18 protein-coding genes are annotated in these 16136 nt (G+C 63.5%); 12 read left to right on the top strand and 6 right to left on the bottom strand.

Features of this window, described 5'->3' with window-relative positions:
• Positions 1-7: 7 nt before the first annotated feature.
• Positions 8-3433 (top strand): protein kinase domain-containing protein, encoded by a 3426-nt coding sequence (locus GobsT_RS00420; RefSeq protein ID WP_010037691.1) that lies wholly within the window; start codon positions 8-10, stop codon positions 3431-3433.
• A gap of 2 nt (positions 3434-3435) precedes the next feature.
• On the opposite strand, the gene GobsT_RS00415 is transcribed toward GobsT_RS00420, so the two are convergent.
• Positions 3436-3768 (bottom strand): hypothetical protein, encoded by a 333-nt coding sequence (locus GobsT_RS00415; protein ID WP_010037692.1) that lies wholly within the window; start codon positions 3766-3768, stop codon positions 3436-3438.
• Positions 3769-3771: 3 nt separating this feature from the next.
• Positions 3772-4251 (bottom strand): GNAT family N-acetyltransferase, encoded by a 480-nt coding sequence (locus GobsT_RS00410; RefSeq protein ID WP_010037695.1) that lies wholly within the window; start codon positions 4249-4251, stop codon positions 3772-3774.
• A 128-nt stretch (positions 4252-4379) separates the two neighbouring features.
• Between GobsT_RS00410 and GobsT_RS00405 the strand changes: the two genes are divergently transcribed.
• From GobsT_RS00405 to GobsT_RS00390, 4 genes are all read left to right on the top strand, one after another.
• Complete coding sequence (locus tag GobsT_RS00405; protein ID WP_010037697.1) at positions 4380-4892, top strand: adenine phosphoribosyltransferase; 513 nt, start codon at positions 4380-4382, stop codon at positions 4890-4892.
• A 248-nt stretch (positions 4893-5140) separates the two neighbouring features.
• Complete coding sequence (locus GobsT_RS00400) at positions 5141-5557, top strand: hypothetical protein (protein WP_148087555.1); 417 nt, start codon at positions 5141-5143, stop codon at positions 5555-5557.
• Positions 5558-5684: 127 nt separating this feature from the next.
• Entirely contained in the window at positions 5685-6065 is a 381-nt protein-coding gene (gene hisI, locus GobsT_RS00395) for a phosphoribosyl-AMP cyclohydrolase (protein WP_010037700.1), read from the top strand.
• 255 nt (positions 6066-6320) lie between these two features.
• Positions 6321-7421 carry a DUF1571 domain-containing protein gene (locus tag GobsT_RS00390; protein ID WP_081471555.1) on the top strand — a complete coding sequence of 367 codons (1101 nt, stop codon included), beginning with the start codon at positions 6321-6323 and terminating at the stop codon, positions 7419-7421.
• Here the strand turns inward: GobsT_RS00390 and GobsT_RS00385 are convergent.
• Positions 7396-8112, bottom strand: coding sequence for a hypothetical protein (locus GobsT_RS00385; protein WP_148087554.1), 717 nt, complete (start codon positions 8110-8112; stop codon positions 7396-7398). The two genes, GobsT_RS00390 and GobsT_RS00385, sit on opposite strands and share 26 nt — an antisense overlap.
• Positions 8113-8553: 441 nt before the next feature.
• Between GobsT_RS00385 and GobsT_RS00380 the strand changes: the two genes are divergently transcribed.
• The 5 genes from GobsT_RS00380 (at position 8554) to GobsT_RS00360 (ending at position 12151) form a co-directional block, all read left to right on the top strand.
• Positions 8554-9072, top strand: coding sequence for a response regulator (locus GobsT_RS00380; protein ID WP_010037705.1), 519 nt, complete (start codon positions 8554-8556; stop codon positions 9070-9072).
• A gap of 35 nt (positions 9073-9107) precedes the next feature.
• A complete protein-coding gene (gene groES / locus GobsT_RS00375) occupies positions 9108-9401 on the top strand; it encodes a co-chaperone GroES (RefSeq protein ID WP_010037711.1) in 294 nt (97 codons plus the stop codon).
• A gap of 382 nt (positions 9402-9783) precedes the next feature.
• Positions 9784-10188 carry an RNA recognition motif domain-containing protein gene (locus GobsT_RS40335; RefSeq protein WP_029600785.1) on the top strand — a complete coding sequence of 135 codons (405 nt, stop codon included), beginning with the start codon at positions 9784-9786 and terminating at the stop codon, positions 10186-10188.
• Positions 10189-10825: 637 nt separating this feature from the next.
• A complete protein-coding gene (locus GobsT_RS00365; RefSeq protein ID WP_010037713.1) occupies positions 10826-11101 on the top strand; it encodes a hypothetical protein in 276 nt (91 codons plus the stop codon).
• A 303-nt stretch (positions 11102-11404) separates the two neighbouring features.
• Positions 11405-12151, top strand: coding sequence for a hypothetical protein (locus tag GobsT_RS00360; RefSeq protein WP_010037714.1), 747 nt, complete (start codon positions 11405-11407; stop codon positions 12149-12151).
• Between the two features lie 74 nt (positions 12152-12225).
• Here the strand turns inward: GobsT_RS00360 and GobsT_RS00355 are convergent, their stop codons facing one another.
• Positions 12226-12720, bottom strand: coding sequence for a hypothetical protein (locus tag GobsT_RS00355; RefSeq protein ID WP_010037716.1), 495 nt, complete (start codon positions 12718-12720; stop codon positions 12226-12228).
• 148 nt (positions 12721-12868) lie between these two features.
• Between GobsT_RS00355 and GobsT_RS00350 the strand changes: the two genes are divergently transcribed.
• Positions 12869-14146: a pyridoxal phosphate-dependent aminotransferase gene (locus GobsT_RS00350; protein WP_010037718.1), complete on the top strand. Its 1278-nt coding sequence runs from the start codon at positions 12869-12871 to the stop codon at positions 14144-14146.
• A 5-nt stretch (positions 14147-14151) separates the two neighbouring features.
• On the opposite strand, the gene GobsT_RS00345 is transcribed toward GobsT_RS00350, so the two are convergent.
• On the bottom strand, positions 14152-14856 hold the full coding sequence (locus GobsT_RS00345; protein ID WP_010037721.1) for a DedA family protein: 705 nt from the start codon (positions 14854-14856) through the stop codon (positions 14152-14154).
• A gap of 137 nt (positions 14857-14993) precedes the next feature.
• Between GobsT_RS00345 and GobsT_RS00340 the strand changes: the two genes are divergently transcribed.
• Complete coding sequence (locus GobsT_RS00340) at positions 14994-15710, top strand: Uma2 family endonuclease (RefSeq protein ID WP_081471556.1); 717 nt, start codon at positions 14994-14996, stop codon at positions 15708-15710.
• Here GobsT_RS00340 and GobsT_RS00335 read toward each other — a convergent pair.
• On the bottom strand, positions 15707-16120 hold the full coding sequence (locus tag GobsT_RS00335; RefSeq protein ID WP_010037726.1) for a hypothetical protein: 414 nt from the start codon (positions 16118-16120) through the stop codon (positions 15707-15709). The two genes, GobsT_RS00340 and GobsT_RS00335, sit on opposite strands and share 4 nt — an antisense overlap.
• Positions 16121-16136 lie beyond the last annotated feature (16 nt).

Here is a 16136-nt window from a genome sequence, read left to right as displayed (position 1 = left end):
GCGCACCGTGCCGGCCGAAGCCCCTCAAAACCAGCCACAAGTGTCGGACGGACCACTTCCTTCGCACGGTGCCGAGTCAACGCCGCACGGCGGCAAGACGGAGCCCGAGGCCGAGTCACTGTTCCGCGCCCTTCATGGCGCGGTGCGTGCGGTCCCGGCTCTGCCCGCAAACGGCTTTCCGCACATCCCCGGGTACGAAATCGAGCGCGAACTCGGGCACGGCGGGATGGGCGTGGTGTACAAGGCGCGCGACACGAAGTTGAACCGCACTGTTGCGCTCAAAATGATCCGCACGGCCGACATCCCGTCCCCGGGGCAGGTCGCGCGGTTCCGGGCCGAGGCCGAGGCGGTCGCCGCGGTGCAGCACCCGAACGTGATCCAGGTTCATGAGCTGTGCCCGCCCGGTTCCCCGCTCCCGTACTTCACGATGGAGTACATCGCGGGCGGCAGCTTGGCACAACATCTTAACGAGCGGAAGACGATCGCCCCGGCCGAGGCTGCGCTACTGATTGCTGCTCTCGCTGACGGGCTCAAAGCGGCGCACGACGCGGACATCGTTCACCGCGACATCAAACCGGCCAACATTCTGCTGGCGCAAGTGACCAGTTCGAAGGGCGCCACCGGAGCGGGCGCGTCAGGTACGGCGGCGCCACCACTTTCTGACTTTTGCCCCAAGGTGACTGATTTCGGGCTGGCAAAGCGCCTCGCGTTCGACCTGACGCGGACCCAGGACCTCCGGGGAACGCCCGCGTACATGGCCCCGGAGCAGGCCGGCGGGGGTGCGTACGTCGGTCCGGCTGCCGACATCTACTCCCTCGGAGCGGTGCTGTTCGAGTGCCTGACCGGGCGCCTGTTGTTCCGCGGCGATGACGCGTTCGCGGTCGTTCAGCAGGTGGTCAGCACGCCCGTGCCGGCGCTTCGTGACTTGGCTCCCACGGTCCCCCGCGACCTCGAGTTGATCTGCCTCAAGTGCCTGGAAAAGGAACCGCAGCACCGCTACCCGACGGCGGCGGCGCTCGCGGCCGACCTGCGCCGCTTTGTCGCGGGGCTTCCGGTAAGCGTGCGCCCCATTGGTATCCCCGCACGCGCGTACCGGTGGGCGCGGCGCCGCCCGGCCGCAGCGGCGCTCGCCGCAATGCTGTTCGTGGTGCCATCGGCTGCGGCGTGGGCCATCGAACGAATTAACACGAGCGCGGCGCGCGAGGCCGAAGCCCGGGCGCGCGAGGCCGAAGCCCGGGCGCTCGCGGAAACCTCCAAGGCGCGTGAGGACGAGGCAACCGCACGCGAGGACCTTGCCCGAATCGCCCAGCAAAACAAGGAGGCCGAGGGCCGCGAGATGCAACGCGCGCGAGACATCGCCGCGGTGCGCGAGCTGGTCGCGCTGCAAACGGTCCGGGCCGCCAACCGGCCGCTGTCCTGGGCGCGTCAGAACCGCGCGGAGTTACTGAAGGGTGTCGCTCTTGCCGGCGGCGACACGCAAGTGCTCGGCGAGCTGCGCACCGTCGCGGCGGTCGCGCTGCTCGCTCCTGATCTTAAACCACTCGACGCCGTGCAGAAGGGCTTCGACGCATCGGCTGTCGCCACGGATCCCAAAAGCGGATTGGTCGCGGTCGGCGAGTACCTCACCCGGGCGCCCCTCAAAGCGCACGTCCGGCTCATTACTCCGGCGACCGGCACCTTGGTTCGTGAGCTGTCGTTCACGGCCGGAGCGGCGGTCGATTCCAACAACACTCCCGTACCCGATAGCATCCGCGCGCTGGTGTTCAGCCCGGACGGAACAAAATTGTTTGTGGGCACTCGCAACTCCGAGGTCATCCGGTTCGATCTCGATCGCCCCGGGAGCGAACCGCTGCGGTGGAAGGCGTCCGCGCGCACGGTTGAGCAACTCGAGGTGTCGCCGGACGGCAAAATTGTGTACGGGCTGTGCCGGCCCGAGAAGCCGGTGTTCGCGTGGGATGCGGTCACCGGTAAGTTGATCACCAAGCTGGAGCCGTCCGGAAACACTCCGATCAACTCGTTCGCGGTGATGAGCGGGGGAGGGCTGATCACCGGCGACGGGAACGAGTTGCGCCGCTGGAGCGCGGACCACAAATTGGTCCACACGGCCCCGAACGACGAGGTTTGGCGGCTCGCAGCCGCTAACTCCGGCGTGCTGCTTGTGGGCACCCGTCACAATCTGGACATGCACACGTCAGCCGATTTGACGGCGCTCGACCGGTTCGTCACCCCTGAGCTGCGCCGGGGCATCCACCAGGACTACGTCCGCACGATCGCGGTGCACCCGTCGGGCGCATTCGTCGCGACCTGTTCGGGCGACACGGATCGCACGCTGCGGGTGTGGGAGCTGGCGTCGGGCCGTTTGATCGGGACCGTGCTGGTGAAAGGTGCAGGGCCGATCGCAGTCACGTGGTCGGCCGACGGTAGCACGCTGCTTGCTACGGGCAACGAACACATCGCGCGGTGGGCGTTCCAGACCGGGGCGGCGCAGCAGTTCGCGTGCGTCAATTCGTCCCCGGTTGCGGCGGCGACGTTCGGCACGGGAGGGCAAATCGTCGCCCTGACGGAACCGGTCGGCGCACGCCGCGAACTGCTGCTCGGAGCGGCAGGCGCCCCGAGCAAAGCGTTCTGGTTCGCCTCGCGCGGTGGCAACGGCCGCGCCGGGGTGGCACTTGCGCCGGCAGGATGGGTGGCGGTGACCACGCAAACACCTGGAATAATCCGCTGGAAGCCTTCCGCAGCCGTCCCCGTACCGGGGTTCACCACCGACATTACGTGGTGCCCGCGGTTCGCCCCCAACAGTGGCGACACCTCGGCCCCGATGTGGGCGATCGTCGGGGGCAGTAGCGTTCATTCGTTCGATGCAAAGGGGCAGACGCGTACCACTTGGAGCAACTGGGTCGAGCGTCACACGAGTGGTCTGGCGAGTTTGGACGCGCTTGCTGTTGGCCGCCGGGTGGTGGCGGCGGGCGGGCGCAGCGGAACGGTTCACGTGCTCGACCCGGAAAAGGGTTCGTGGCTGTTCGGCGTGCCGAACCCGGGTGATCCGGTTCGCGCGCTGGCGGTTGCCCCGGACGACGGGCTGATCGTCGGGGGAACACAGAGCGGTAAGGTGCGGATGATTCGTCCGTCGGATCGCCAGGAACTGCCGGCCCTGTCGGCCCACGCGGATGAGGTGACGGCGGTGTGTTTGAACCACAGCAACGAGTTGCTCGCGACCAGCGGGCGCGACCGCACGGTGAAGTTGTGGAAGCGGACAGGCGAGCGGTTCGAGCTGCTGTTCGCGGTCCCCGATTTGGCCGGCCCGGTGAGCGGGCTTCAATTTCACCCCGTGGACAACCGATTGCTCGTCCAGATTACCCAGGAGCGAGCCGTGCGCGTGTGGGACATCGACAAGCTGCGAGGGCAACTCGGGCGCTACCGGCTCGCCTGGTGAGCTCAGCGGAGTGCCGCCGTGCGCCGGACGGCGGCCCGATCACTCCCCCGCGCCCGGGCGCGTAAGTCGGGCGGGCACCGTCGGCGGAGCAGCGCGTGGCACATCATCGCCGTACCCAAGTTTGTGTCGGGGTCCGCTTCACCGAGCGCGTACACTGCTTGACACTGCTCGGCGGTCAGTTCCTCGCGTTCCTCAGACCAGTCGCGAAAGGCGGCCCAGCGCCAAAACCGCACCGGCCGCTCGGGCGCGTGTCCCGCGCACCGGGCGAAGTATTCCGCGCTTTCGGCGCATGCCACGCCGGCCGCGAACCAGCTCTCCGGGAACAGCGGCACCATGTCTCAGCTCACGTGCGAGTCGCGCCCCGGTAGCGGGTAGACTTCCATCAGCCCGTAAGCAGTGTCGGCCATTCCGATGGCGCGGTACGTGGCCTGTGCGCGTGTGTTGTCGCGCTCGAAATACAGCCGCAGTCCGATCACCGTTGGGTCGGCCGCGGCTTGCCGCTCGATCGCGCGGTACAGCGCTCGAAACACGCCGCCGCGCCGCGCCGGTTCGCTCACGTAGACGCTCTGAATCCACCAGAACCAGCCGTTGCGCCAGTCGCTCCACTCGAACGTGATCATCATCTGGCCGACGACCTCGCCGTTCAGTTCGGCGACCGTGTAGAACCCGCGCGCCGGGTCCGCGAGCACCGCCCGCACCCCGGACGCAAGCACCGCCGAGTCGAGCCGCTTGTGCTCCGTTTCCCATGCGATCAGTGTGTTAAAGGCGACCAGCACCGCTTCGTCGTGAGCCGTCGCACGGCGGATCGTTACGCTCATGTCTCTGCCCCTGTGCCGGCAAGCGGTTCTTCCCGTTTCGGTGCGGTACACTAAGACAAGACGGAGTTCCCCCGCCCGCTCCGGGTGCCCGCACGAAGCCCGGACCGTGGAACGCACCGGAGTCCGCGATGGACCTGACCGCCTACATCCGCGACGTCCCGGACTTCCCGAAGCCCGGCATCTTGTTCAAGGATATCATGCCGCTGCTCGGCACCCCCGCGGCGTTCGCGCTCGCGATCGAGCGGCTGGCCGGGCACTACCCCGCCGACCGGATCGACGTGCTGGCTGCGGCCGAGGCCCGCGGGTTCCTGTTCGCGGCGCCGATGGCGCTGGCGCTGAAGAAACCGCTCGTGCCGCTTCGCAAGCCCGGTAAACTGCCCGGAGCCACCCACAGTTTCAGATACGACCTCGAGTACGGTTCGGCCGAGTTGCACGTCCACACGGATGCCATCTCCCCCGGCGCGCGCGTGCTGATCGTGGACGATGTGCTCGCGACCGGTGGCACGATGGCCGCGGCGTGCAAACTCGTGGAGCAGGCCGGCGGGGTTGTGGCCGGCTGTGCGTTCTTGATCGAGTTGTCGTTTCTGAACGGTCGCGCCCCGCTCACGGGGTACGAGGTGTTCAGCCTCATCTCTTACTGACCTTACAGCTTCAACACATGCCCACCGTAAGCTGTCCGTCGTGCAACCGCGCGTTAGAGGTAGACCCGAGCTATCGCGATTGGACCGTGCGGTGCCCACATTGCGCGACCGAGTTCGTGCCCGGTGAGGCCTCCCCGGCCGCATTTGAGGTGGACGAGCGGCGCCGGTACGACGACCGGAATGACCGCGATGAGGACCGCCCACGGCGGCGCCGGCGGCGCCGGGATGACCGGCAGGAAGCGAGGGAGGTGGTGTACTTCCCGGGTCTCTGGCTAGAACTGTGCGGGTGGATCGGCGCGCTGGTACTGATGGGCGGGGCAATGTTCTGGCTGCTGGTGAGTGCCGGCGCCAAAAACAATCCGAACGCTAACAATGACGACGAAATAACGGGAATCGTCCTCGCACTCATTTCTGGGCTGAGTGCGATCCCTTACGCGGTGGTGATGGTCGTTGGCGGGCGCAAGATGCGCGCGCTGTCCGGCTACGGCTGGGCCATGATCGCATCGATCGGTGGCATCTCGTCGGTGGTTTTGTTCCCCTTCGCGTGCGTGTTCGCGTTTGTTCCGGTCGTGTTCGGTGTTTGGGGCCTTGTGGCACTCGCCAACCCAGTGGTGTCGTTGGCGTTCGAAGAAAACGCACGCGGCTCGAACGGCCGAGAAGATTGAGTGCAAGCGGCTACGAGAACCCAAGTTGAAACGGCGCACTGGTACGAAGACGCCGCATTCGTTTTGGCCATCCGCTGTGGATCACTCCGGCGCAAAACGGAGGCGGCGGATCTGATACAACAGCTTCATGAATACCACACTGGACTTTGATAAGGCCGGCGGTCTGGTGCCCGCTGTGGCCCAGGACGCAGACACGGGCGAAGTGCTGATGCTCGCGTGGATGAACCGCGAAGCCTTCGAGGAGACCGTCCGCACAGGTCGGGCGGTCTATTTCAGCCGCAGCCGTAACAAATTGTGGCGCAAGGGTGAGGAGAGCGGGCACGTCCAAGAGGTGAAGGGGATCTTCGTCGATTGTGACGCCGACACCGTGCTGCTTAAAGTGACCCAGCTCGGCGGCGCGGCCTGTCATGAGGGCTACAAAAGCTGCTTTTTCCGCCAACTCGACGGTACAGAGTTGAAGGTGGTTGCGGAGCGGATCTTCGATCCGAAGGCTGTGTACAAGAAGTAAGCAGCGGGAAGGCTGGCGCCCGACGGGTCCGGGGTAAAATACCACAAGTGGGGAAAATCAGCGAAGCAGCTCTGACGGGTCAAGCTCGCAAACGAAATCAAACTGTGGCGTTTGCGGCCAAATTCTCCGGTGTTTCACTCTCTTCGGGCTCGTTCCGATCCGCTGTCACGGGTGTCGCTCGCCCTCACCTTGTCTCGTGACACTCGACCGCGGTATGGTGCCGGGTGAAGGTTGCTTGGCCCGCAGGATGCACCCATGATTCGCACGTTCGCGTTCTGTACGCTTGTGGCCCTGTTGGCGGGTTGCACGAAATATCACTCTCGTGCGCAAGGGCCGTTCGCACGCGAGAGCGACCGGCAACGACCGTTCTCGTCTAAACCACTCGCGAACCAGTCTGATCTTGTACTCGGGGCGCCGGCCCCGGTTACGACCTCCGGTGCCGATGACAGCCCTGTTGTGCCGCCGCGTGGCACGCTGTCAGAATCGGCGGCCAAAACCGATCCGCCGAGCGAACTTGACGACCCAAACGGCTTCCCGCCGCTGCGTAAGCGTCCGGAACCGAAGCCGGGAACGATGCCATCGCCGTTCGCGCCCAAACACGCCAACGCACCGAAATCACCTGATTCTAAAAAAGCGCCCTCGTCCGCGAAGGGGCTCTCGGAAGTGAAAGCCGTTCTCGCCACAGCAAACGCCGCGTGGAAAGCGGTGGACACGTTTGAGGGTATGCTGACCAAGCGGGAAGTGAGCCCGCAAGGCGCGCTGATCAACGAGGTGGTGCTGTTTCAGTACCGGCGTGAGCCGATGGCGGTTTTCACTCGCGTGCTCAGCGAAAAAGGCAAAGGTCGTGAGATCGTGTACAACCCGAGCAAACACGAGGACAAGATTTACGTCAAGGTTGGGAAAGATGACCACCCACTGTTAAAGGCGGGTCGGCTCGCCCCACCGGTCTCGCCCGACAGCCCCATGGTTAAGGATAAGTCGCGGTACAGTATTCGCGATGCCGGGTTCGGGCGCCACCTCGCGCGGTTGGGTGACACGGTTGCGAAAATTGACGACGGAAAATTGCCCGCAGACGCCCTCACATTCCACGGGCCAGTCAAACGCAACGAGTACGCACACCCGTTAACGGCGATCGCTCATAACGTGCAATCGGGCGACGATCCAATCTTAGGCAACGGCGGCACGCGAACGTACTTCTTCGACCTCCAGGAGAATTCGCCGTCTCGCGGGTTGCCCGTCCTCATTGTGGCGGCTGATGCAAGCGGGAAGGAAAACGAGTACTACCTGTTCGAGAAAATCAAGTCGCCGGCGAACCTGACAGACGCCGATTTCAGTCCTGAGCGGTTGAAGAAGTAGAGGAATCAGGGGGCTCGGTGGGGTTCACGGGCGTATCGTCGCGCAACGCACCGGTCCGAGGCTCCCACGAATAAGTGACGGCATTGGGGTCACGATGGGCGTCGGGTTCTGATCGAATGGTCGGGCCTTCTGGATGGTGAATTGACTGGAAGGCGGCGTCTGCGGGTGCTGCGGGATCGGGTTCTTTGGTCGTGACGGTGCCCGCCGTTTCGAGTGTGCGAAACGGCACCTCAATGAAATACCGCCGTGTAAACACTTTCTCGACGAGTGCGGGTAGAGTCACGGACGGGTCCTGGAACCCGAGCCAAACGGAATTGATGTTCTCGTAGAGCAAGGGGATGACTTCGCGCGAGATTGACGTCCACCCTCCCTCGACAGCCGTCATAATGTCGAGGTGCGGAAGAGCGAACACGACGTTTTCTGCTTCAGGAGCGCGAGCCGCCCAGCGCATTTGAGCGACGGCCGCCAGCATCACTCCACTTTCTGCTCCCGCCGCCTCTTTGTCTTTGACTCGTCCGTCGAGATATCCGATCCGAGTGTTGACGGCCTGTAAGCGCTGTTTGAGTCCGACGTACAGCGGTAATGTCCACCCCTTGTCACCCACCACCAAGCAACATGTCCCACGGCGGAGGTCGCTGGCCAAGTCGGCCAGGATTGTTGCGAACGGGGCAACGTCGGGCGAAGTGGACATCAATTCACTCGCTGAGGAGCGTTCGTGACTGTCGCCACAGTCGATTATGACGCGGTGGAGCGGCAAAGTACTGTGACGGTGATCAGGCTTGTCAGGTTCGCTCGGGCATTAATTAAACCGCGGACATAGTAACTGGTGCCCCCGGCCCGTGCAATGGGTGAACGACCGCGCTCGCGCGGATTCGATACCTTCACTTTGCGTCGCCTGTCGCGCCCTGTCATCGTGTCAGCAGGAGCGGAAGTCCTGGCAGTTTCTCGGACTTCATTTGCCCTCGTCTGGCTTGACTTCTCGTGCGCATCTGACGTATCTTTCAGCGGTTACTGCTGAGGCTGCTCTCTCCTGTATGCTTCGGCACCTCGTTTGCAGCTTTAGATCCCACTATTCCTTCCATGCGTCGTTGCCGTCAGCCCCGGTTGGTGCGCGTGCAGGGAGGTGCAAGCCATGCTGCCCGTACCCCGCCCCACTGAGGGCGAACCGACGAAAACCGAACCGCCGAAGGCTGAGTGCGCGCCGTGTGAAACCCGGTTTTCTATTCTGATCGCCGACGACGACCGCGGGACGCGCGAAGCACTCGCCGAGATGCTCGACCGTCGCGGGTTCCGCACGATGCTCGCGGCGGACGGCAGCCAGGCCGTCGAGTTGGTGCAGGTAGACCTCGTCCACCTTGTGCTGATCGACATGCACATGCCCCGGCTGACCGGCCTGGAGGCGTTCGCGGTGATCCGTCAGACGCTGGACCGGTTGCTGCCCGCGGTGCTGATGACGGCGGACGCGACCAACGACCTGATTCGTCAGGCGTTCGCGGCGCAAGTGTACAGCGTGATCCCGAAGCCGGTGAACGGCAACGTGGTGCTTCACACTCTGGAGCGAGCGCTGGTAAAGGTGTACGGCCCTCGGCCCGAACCGAAAGAGAAGCCCGAGGACAAGGCCAGCGCGCCCCCACCGGGCACCGTCCCCTGACTGTTTCTGTCTGTTGCCACGAGGAGAGCCGAACGATGGCCCTGAAGATTGTGCCCCTGAACGACAAGATCGTGGTCGAGCGCCTGGAAGCCGACGACAAGACGGCTGGCGGGATCATCCTGCCGGACAGCGCCAAAGAGAAGCCCAAGCAGGGTAAGGTGCTGGCGGTCGGCGAGGGGAAGCCGCTTGAAGGCGGGAGCCGCGCGCCGTTCCAGGTCAAAGTTGGCGACCGCGTCCTCTTCACCAGCTACGCGGGTAGCGAAGTCACCATCGACGGCAAAGAGTACCTCATCTGCACCGAAGACGACCTACTTGCGGTCGTTGATTAGTATCGCTCGGCTTTAGATTTCAGTCGGCCTGTCCTGAGTTTCCCGGGTGTTGTTGGGTTGGGCGTGCGGTCCACTGGCCACACGCAGCCTTCACTCTGATAGGGTGACGGTTCTCAGCCCGAACAATGCGCCGGGAAATCTGCTTCAACAACTGCCCGCGGTTCTTCGCTAGTCCCTCTCGTGTTAGCCGGCACTTTCACCTTTTCCTTCTTCTCTCAAAAAAATCCTTGCGGCGCCGTCCGCGCGGATTATAGTGTGACGATTATTCCGGCTTTCGTCGGGAGAATGCGTGCTTGGCACCTCGCGGTTTGTGCCTGCTCCGTGTTTGAGCAGGGCCGCATGGCGCAGCGTAAGCACGGGCGCATGGTGGCTTCGGTTTCGCATGGCTACGAACATCTACGTCGGTAACTTGCCTTGGGCAACGACGGACAGCGAACTGTCCGAAATGTTCCAGCAGTACGGCGCGGTGATCCGCGCACAGATCGTGATGGATCGCGAAACGGGCCGCAGTCGCGGGTTCGGATTCGTGGAAATGGCCAACGAGCAAGAAGCCCAGGCTGCCATCGACGCGCTCAATAATCAACTCATGAACGGTCGCCCGCTGACCGTCAACATCGCGAAGCCGCGCGAGGGCGGTGGTGGCGGTCGTGGTGGCGGCGGGGGTGGCGGCTACGGCGGGGGTGGCGGAGGCCGTCGCGGCGGTGGTGGTGGGGGCGGCTACGGCGGGGGTGGTGGCGGTTACGGCGGGGGTTACGGTGGTGGCGGCGATCGCGGTGATCGCTACTAGACCGAGCGGCCTGCGAACAACCGCAGGCCCGTGGTAGTTCGGACACAGCGTGTCCGCCTGTTGCGTTAGTAACCTTGAGACTAATTCAGTCTCAAGGATTCCATCATTTTCGCTTGCTCGTATCCTTGCCGTCTTGAATAATGTTGCGCTCGGGCTACGTGGTAAAGCCACGCCCCGGGCGTGTCTGCATTTCGCGAGGCGGTTTTTGATCCTCAAAGCCCGAGATGTACGGCCAAGCACAGAAGCGACGGGTAGATGCGCGGAGTGGGGTAAAGAACCCGTTGCAAATACCCAACTCCGCTTCAAGTGTCTCGTCGACGAATACATTATCACGCACGTCATATCGATCGCGCAAGAATTTTATTCGCCTTATTCCAGACGATGGCGTGAGGGTCGATGTGCCAGCGCGTTACCGCACCCGAGTGGGAATTGCCCCTCGCGAGCGCCCTCTAAAAGCAGTTACTTTTCTGGACCTCACAACGATTGTGCCCGCCGTCAGTTACGAGACGCGACTTGAGGTAATTTTTACCGATTGCCTGGTTTTTTCTTGACGCGAGGCCCCCGATCCGGCAATCTATTCCTCACGCCGCTGACGGATCAGCGACGCCCATCACACTCAGCCAGGGAGGGTTACACCATGCTCGTTACTACTGAATCCAAGGCTCAGGGCTGGCGCGCGGTTGCGGTGTTCGACGACCGCGGCGACGCTCTTCTCGTCGTCGGGCGATCGTCCACCCAGGTTCGACAGATGTACGCCGAGGCGTTCACGGAAGTTCTCGACGAAGAAGAGCGCGAACACGTGACCGCAATTCAGCTCCAACAATGGAGCGGTGCTCCCGACGCCGGGCGCTGGACGTTGAAGACGACCCTGAAAGTGCCGGCCCCGGTTTCGAAGGTCCGCGTTGCTGCGTAATCGAGTTCGAAGATTGAACCGCAAGCGTATGGGAGTGAGTGCTAAGCCCTCGAATGCTTCGAGCCTCACTCCCAGCGGTGAACTCCTACCGCCTGCGAACCCATCTCGTTTTCTGCCTCTCTAGTCTGATCTCGACTTCTTAGCCGCGAGCTGGTTGTCCGGCGTCTGTAATCCGGGCCGCTTACCGGCCTTGCATCCGGACAGCCTGCGCCGAACAATACTCCAGACCCGTTACGCCGGCCGCGCCTGTACCGTAAGCCTGGACGCCTCTCCGCGCGCCGGTCCGAGAGAAAGGACCTTCTGATGAACTCCTACGCCTCGTTGTGCGACGACTTCGGCGTTTCGACCTACGTTCACGGTAAGCTCGAAATGCCCAGCGCGCGCGAAACGGTGCTCCACTTCTTCGAGGCGCTCCAAAAGGTGTCGCCCAAGATGACGGAGTTCGAGAAGCGCAGTGATACCGAATACATGCTCGAAGAGGAACGGGACTCCGGCAGTTACCGGTGGGCCTCGCTCGACCACCGACGACTGAGTACCGGGTTCGTAAACCCGCCCGCTCTGGAAGATGCCGACGCGCACAACGAGCGCGTGTTGGAAATGGCGGCCGGCCACCTCGACCTCGGGCCGCTGCAAACCGAGTCGGTGGACGTTCTCTATTACTTTGACTTCCTGTACCAAGGGAACCACGACGAGGTCGTCGCCGAGGCGCTAACGACCGGTACGCCGCTTGAGTCGCTCGTCCAGGTGCCTGCGGCGCGGGTGCTGCACTACCAGCCCACCATGATGCTCGCGCTGGACGAGGGGTGTCAGTTGCAGGCCCGGCTCAGCATCGAGACCCGGACGAACGCGTACCAAGTGCGGACCAACAGTTTCCCAGAGTCGCCGGTAACTGTTTACTTCACCGTGCGGCAGTTCTGGGGAAAGCAACCGTTTAAGACGTTTGCCGAAAGTTACCACAACCAGCGCCGCGTTCTCGACGAGCTGGTGAGTACCTACGTGGTGCCCCAGGTCATCAACCCGCTGGCGAAGGCGATTAGCGCGAAGCAGTAACCTGACTTGGCAGCTCAGGACTCTGGCCATGAACAGGAGTCCTGGGCGTTTTTTGTGCGCTGCGAATGACGACGTTACTCGCTGCCCGATGCGTCTTTCACGAAGGCCACCAGGCCGATGACAAACAAGATCGGCGGGTAGATGAAAACGGTGTCGTTCACTATCCCGGCCATGAACCAAATCGCTGCAATCGTCATCGCAAGCATTCCGCCCCATTTCCCGCTGTTGAGCACCTTCCCTTCAAGACTGCTTGCCGGTTCCGACGGTTGCCCCTTCTTGCTTCGGTGTTCGCGACGCGACTCTGGTTCAACAGACTGCTGGGGCATGTATTTTGCGGTAGTCAGCACCATTTGACCGCCCGACGAGTTGCTCAGTTCCGTCTGCTCCGCGCGCGTGTCGTGTTGATCTCGGCCGGGCTTGGAGCGGTGTGGTGAGCGGCCGTCGAACGGAACGACTCGGGCTCGGATCTTCTTCTTAACTGGCGACGAAGCCACCTCGTCCTCGATCGGTTCACCGACTTCGAGTTCGTCTTCCCGCTCGCCGCCCTTCTCGCTCACCGCGTCGTTCATTGCGCACCTGATTTTCGGCGTCGGCTGGATCGGCGTCGTCCGGAATCTAGTTCACGGATTCGGCACTGCGCGAGTTTGCTGGCCGGAGGGAAGCAGCATCCGTTTGATGACAACACCCTCTCCCGACCATAATTCACGAGACCCCCAGATGGACCGCACCGTTCCCAGCTTGTCGTCGTTTGCTCGCGGGCTGACCACCGAGACCGCGTTCGACGTGCTTGCCGTCGCCCGGAAGCTGATGACCAGCGGGAAGGACGTGATTGCTCTGCAGATCGGTGATTCGCCGTTCCCGACGACCGCGAGCGCACTGAAAGCCGCGCACGCGGCTATCGACGCGGGTCTCACGCGCTACTGCCCTTCGGCGGGCCTGCCCGAGTTTCGCGAGACCATCGCGGCGACCGTGAAAAAGGAATTCGGGGTGCCGGCGACCGCGGATAACGTGGTGGTCGGTCCGGGCGCGAAAGTGTTTGAGACATACTTCTGCGAAGCGTTCCTCGAACCCGGCGACGCGGTCCTTGTGTTCCAGCCGGCGTTCCCGACGTTCGAGCCTAACATTATCCGTCGTGGTGCGAAGCCGGTCTACGTTCCCCTCAAGCAAGAGAATCAGTTTCGCCCGGACCTCGGCGCGATTGAGAAGTTCGTCAAGAGTGAGCCCCGCGCCCGTGCCCTCTTCCTCAACTTCCCACACAACCCGACCGGGGGCGTGGCGACCGCGGACGACCTGAAGGCCATCGCGAACATTGTTCGCGGTACCAACATCGCAGTCTTCTCCGACGAGCCGTACTGCCACATGGTGTGGAACGCGGCGGGTCCGTCGGTGCTGGGTAAGCACCACAGCATCCTTGCGGAACCCGGAATGCTGGAGCAGTGCGTGGGGGCGTACACATTTTCGAAGAGCTACAGCATGAGCGGGTGGCGGTGCGGGTACATGGTCACCTCGGCCGCCACGGCCCAAGTGGTCAGCAAGATGATCAACACGTCGCTCTCGTGTGTGCCGCCGATAGTGCAGATGGCCGGAAAGGCCGCGCTGGAACACGACGCCGCCGAGCGCGATGATGTGATGGTCAAGTTCCACGCGAAGGTGGTGCTACTGGTCAACGAGCTTCGCAAACTGCCCGACGTGACGGTGCTGATGCCCGAGGGGACGTTCTACGTGTTCCCGAACGTGAAGCCGATCTGCGACCGGCTCGGGATCACCTCGCACGGGTTGGCGATGTACCTGCTCGAAGGGGCGGACGACAAGCGCGGCGTCGCGTGTCTCGGCGGAGAGTGCTTCGGCGCGGCGGGCCAGGGGTTCTTGCGGTTTTCGTGCGCCGAGCCCGACGAGCGCCTTGTTCAGGCGGTGCAGTTCTTCGCCGACGCGATCACCCGCACCGAGCGCGTGAAGGCGTATCTGGAAGCAAACCCCAAGTACCGCGCCCGGTGAGTGACTCAGCTCTTACCGAGAGCCACATTCGCTTCGTGCTGGGCCGCAGAGGCAGCGGCGGTGTTCTTGGCCGGTTCGCCCGCCGGCACCGACCCCTCTGGCCCTTGAAGAATCGACACCGGTGCTTGCGGACCGTTCCGCAGTTCGCGCCGGCGCAGGAGCCGGTAGTACATGTAAAGCCCGTAACACATCACCGCAATGGCCCCGATCGTCAGCGCGGTGCTTTGATAGCGGTGGATCAGCGTGAGTAACCACGCGCCGAAGAAGAAGAACGCACCAACACCGACGACGGCGTACACCAAGTCCGCGATCAAGAACTTCACGAACGAGTACCGCGTCGCCCCTGCAATCAGGAACACGCCCGTGCGGACCGGGGGCAAGAAGCGCGCGAGGATGAGTAACTTCATCCCGTGCTGGGCGAAGTGCCCCTCGATTCGCTGCCGTCGCTCGCCACTCAGCACCTTTTGAACCCACCGGTACTCGAAGAGTCGCGGTCCCCATTTCCAGCCGACGCCGTACAGCACACAATCCGCCGCGAGAATGCCCAAGCCGCACGCGGCCCATGCGAACGGCCACCACACTTCCGAGTGAAGCGCGTTCACGCTGGCTGCGTATAGAATGCCGGCCTCTTCCGGTGCCGGCGGCAGTCCCACGCCGGTTAAAAACAGCCAAAGGAAAATCGAAGCGTACCAGTACAGCGCATCGCTCATCTGCCGGCTCCGCTGGAGGGGTCGGTTCGCACCCGTGAGGAATGCACTTACTGTTCCAACGGCTCCCGCAATCGCTCTGGACTTAGTTCGGGGAAGTTCGGTAATGTCCGCCGTCCGCACAACCCGCGAGGTGATTCATGAGACCCGACCGGACGCCGACACCCGACGCCATGCTCCGGGCCGAGTGGCGCATGAAACTCGTCGGGGAGCTGCGCGAACTGTTCGCCGGTCAACGGGTGTTCGTCGCCAGCGAACTGTTCTGGTACCCGACCGAAGACGATTTGGCCACGCACCGGGCGCCGGACGTGCTCATTGCGTTCGACCGTGCGCCGGTGTTCCGCGATGCGTACCGGCAGTGGGAAGAAGACGGGCTCGCGCCGCACGTCGTATTTGAGCTGCGCTCACCGAACGACACCCGCGCGGACATGGCAGCGAAGCAGCGCTTCTACGACCGGTACGGTGTGGAAGAATACTACCTGCTCGATCCGCACGGCGGTTCGGGTATCGGCTGGGTCCGGAACGAGGGCCGGTTCGAGTTGGTGTATCCGCTCGGCGGTTATTCCAGCCCGCGCCTGGGCGTGCGGTTCGAAGAGGACCACGGCGAGTTGAAGCTGTTCACACCGGACGGGCGCGAGTTCCGCACGCGCGAACAGCGGGTCGGCGAAATGCAGGAAGAGTTGCGTCAAACCACGCTCGCCTTCGAGAGCGAGCGGGAACGTGCGCTCAACGCCCTCCGCTGGCTGTCGGAAGAGCGCGGCCGCGCCGAAGAGGCCCGCGCGGCCCGTGACGCGCTCGCGGCGAAGTTGCGCGAGCTCGGGATCGATCCGGACGACTTGCTCCGACCAGCGGCCTAGCGATCCGTTCTCGCCCTTTCGGTCGTGATCATTCGGCGCAAATCAGCGAGAACTTCGCCCAACACTTCCATTGCAATTGCAAGTGTCGAGTACGCATAGCCGGTGCCCACGAATTTCAAATCTGCCCGCGTCTGAACCTGTCCCAGCACCGCGAAAAGCACCACCGGCAAGAGCGCCCGGGCTACATCTCGCTTCTTACCGGGGTGCTTCTCCGACGGGTCGGTGTACCACATAATCAGCGACTTGGTCACCCGCGGCCAGCGGTCGTGGGCGACGCACCAGCGCAAGGCGTACCCCGTATTCGGGTCACCGTTCTCCTCCAGGTAGTCGGCCAGCGCGAGTTTCAGCGTGTCGTCCGGGTTCGTGCGCAACTCGGCCCAGAGCGGATGCGATTCGGGCTTCGGTGTCACTTTCGACTCCCAGTGA

This window comes from Gemmata obscuriglobus (genome assembly GCF_008065095.1).
In the GTDB taxonomy this organism is placed as follows: Bacteria; Planctomycetota; Planctomycetia; order Gemmatales; family Gemmataceae; genus Gemmata; species Gemmata obscuriglobus.
Note: the sequence above shows the minus strand (reverse complement) of the source record. Positions and strands in the feature narration are given on the sequence as shown.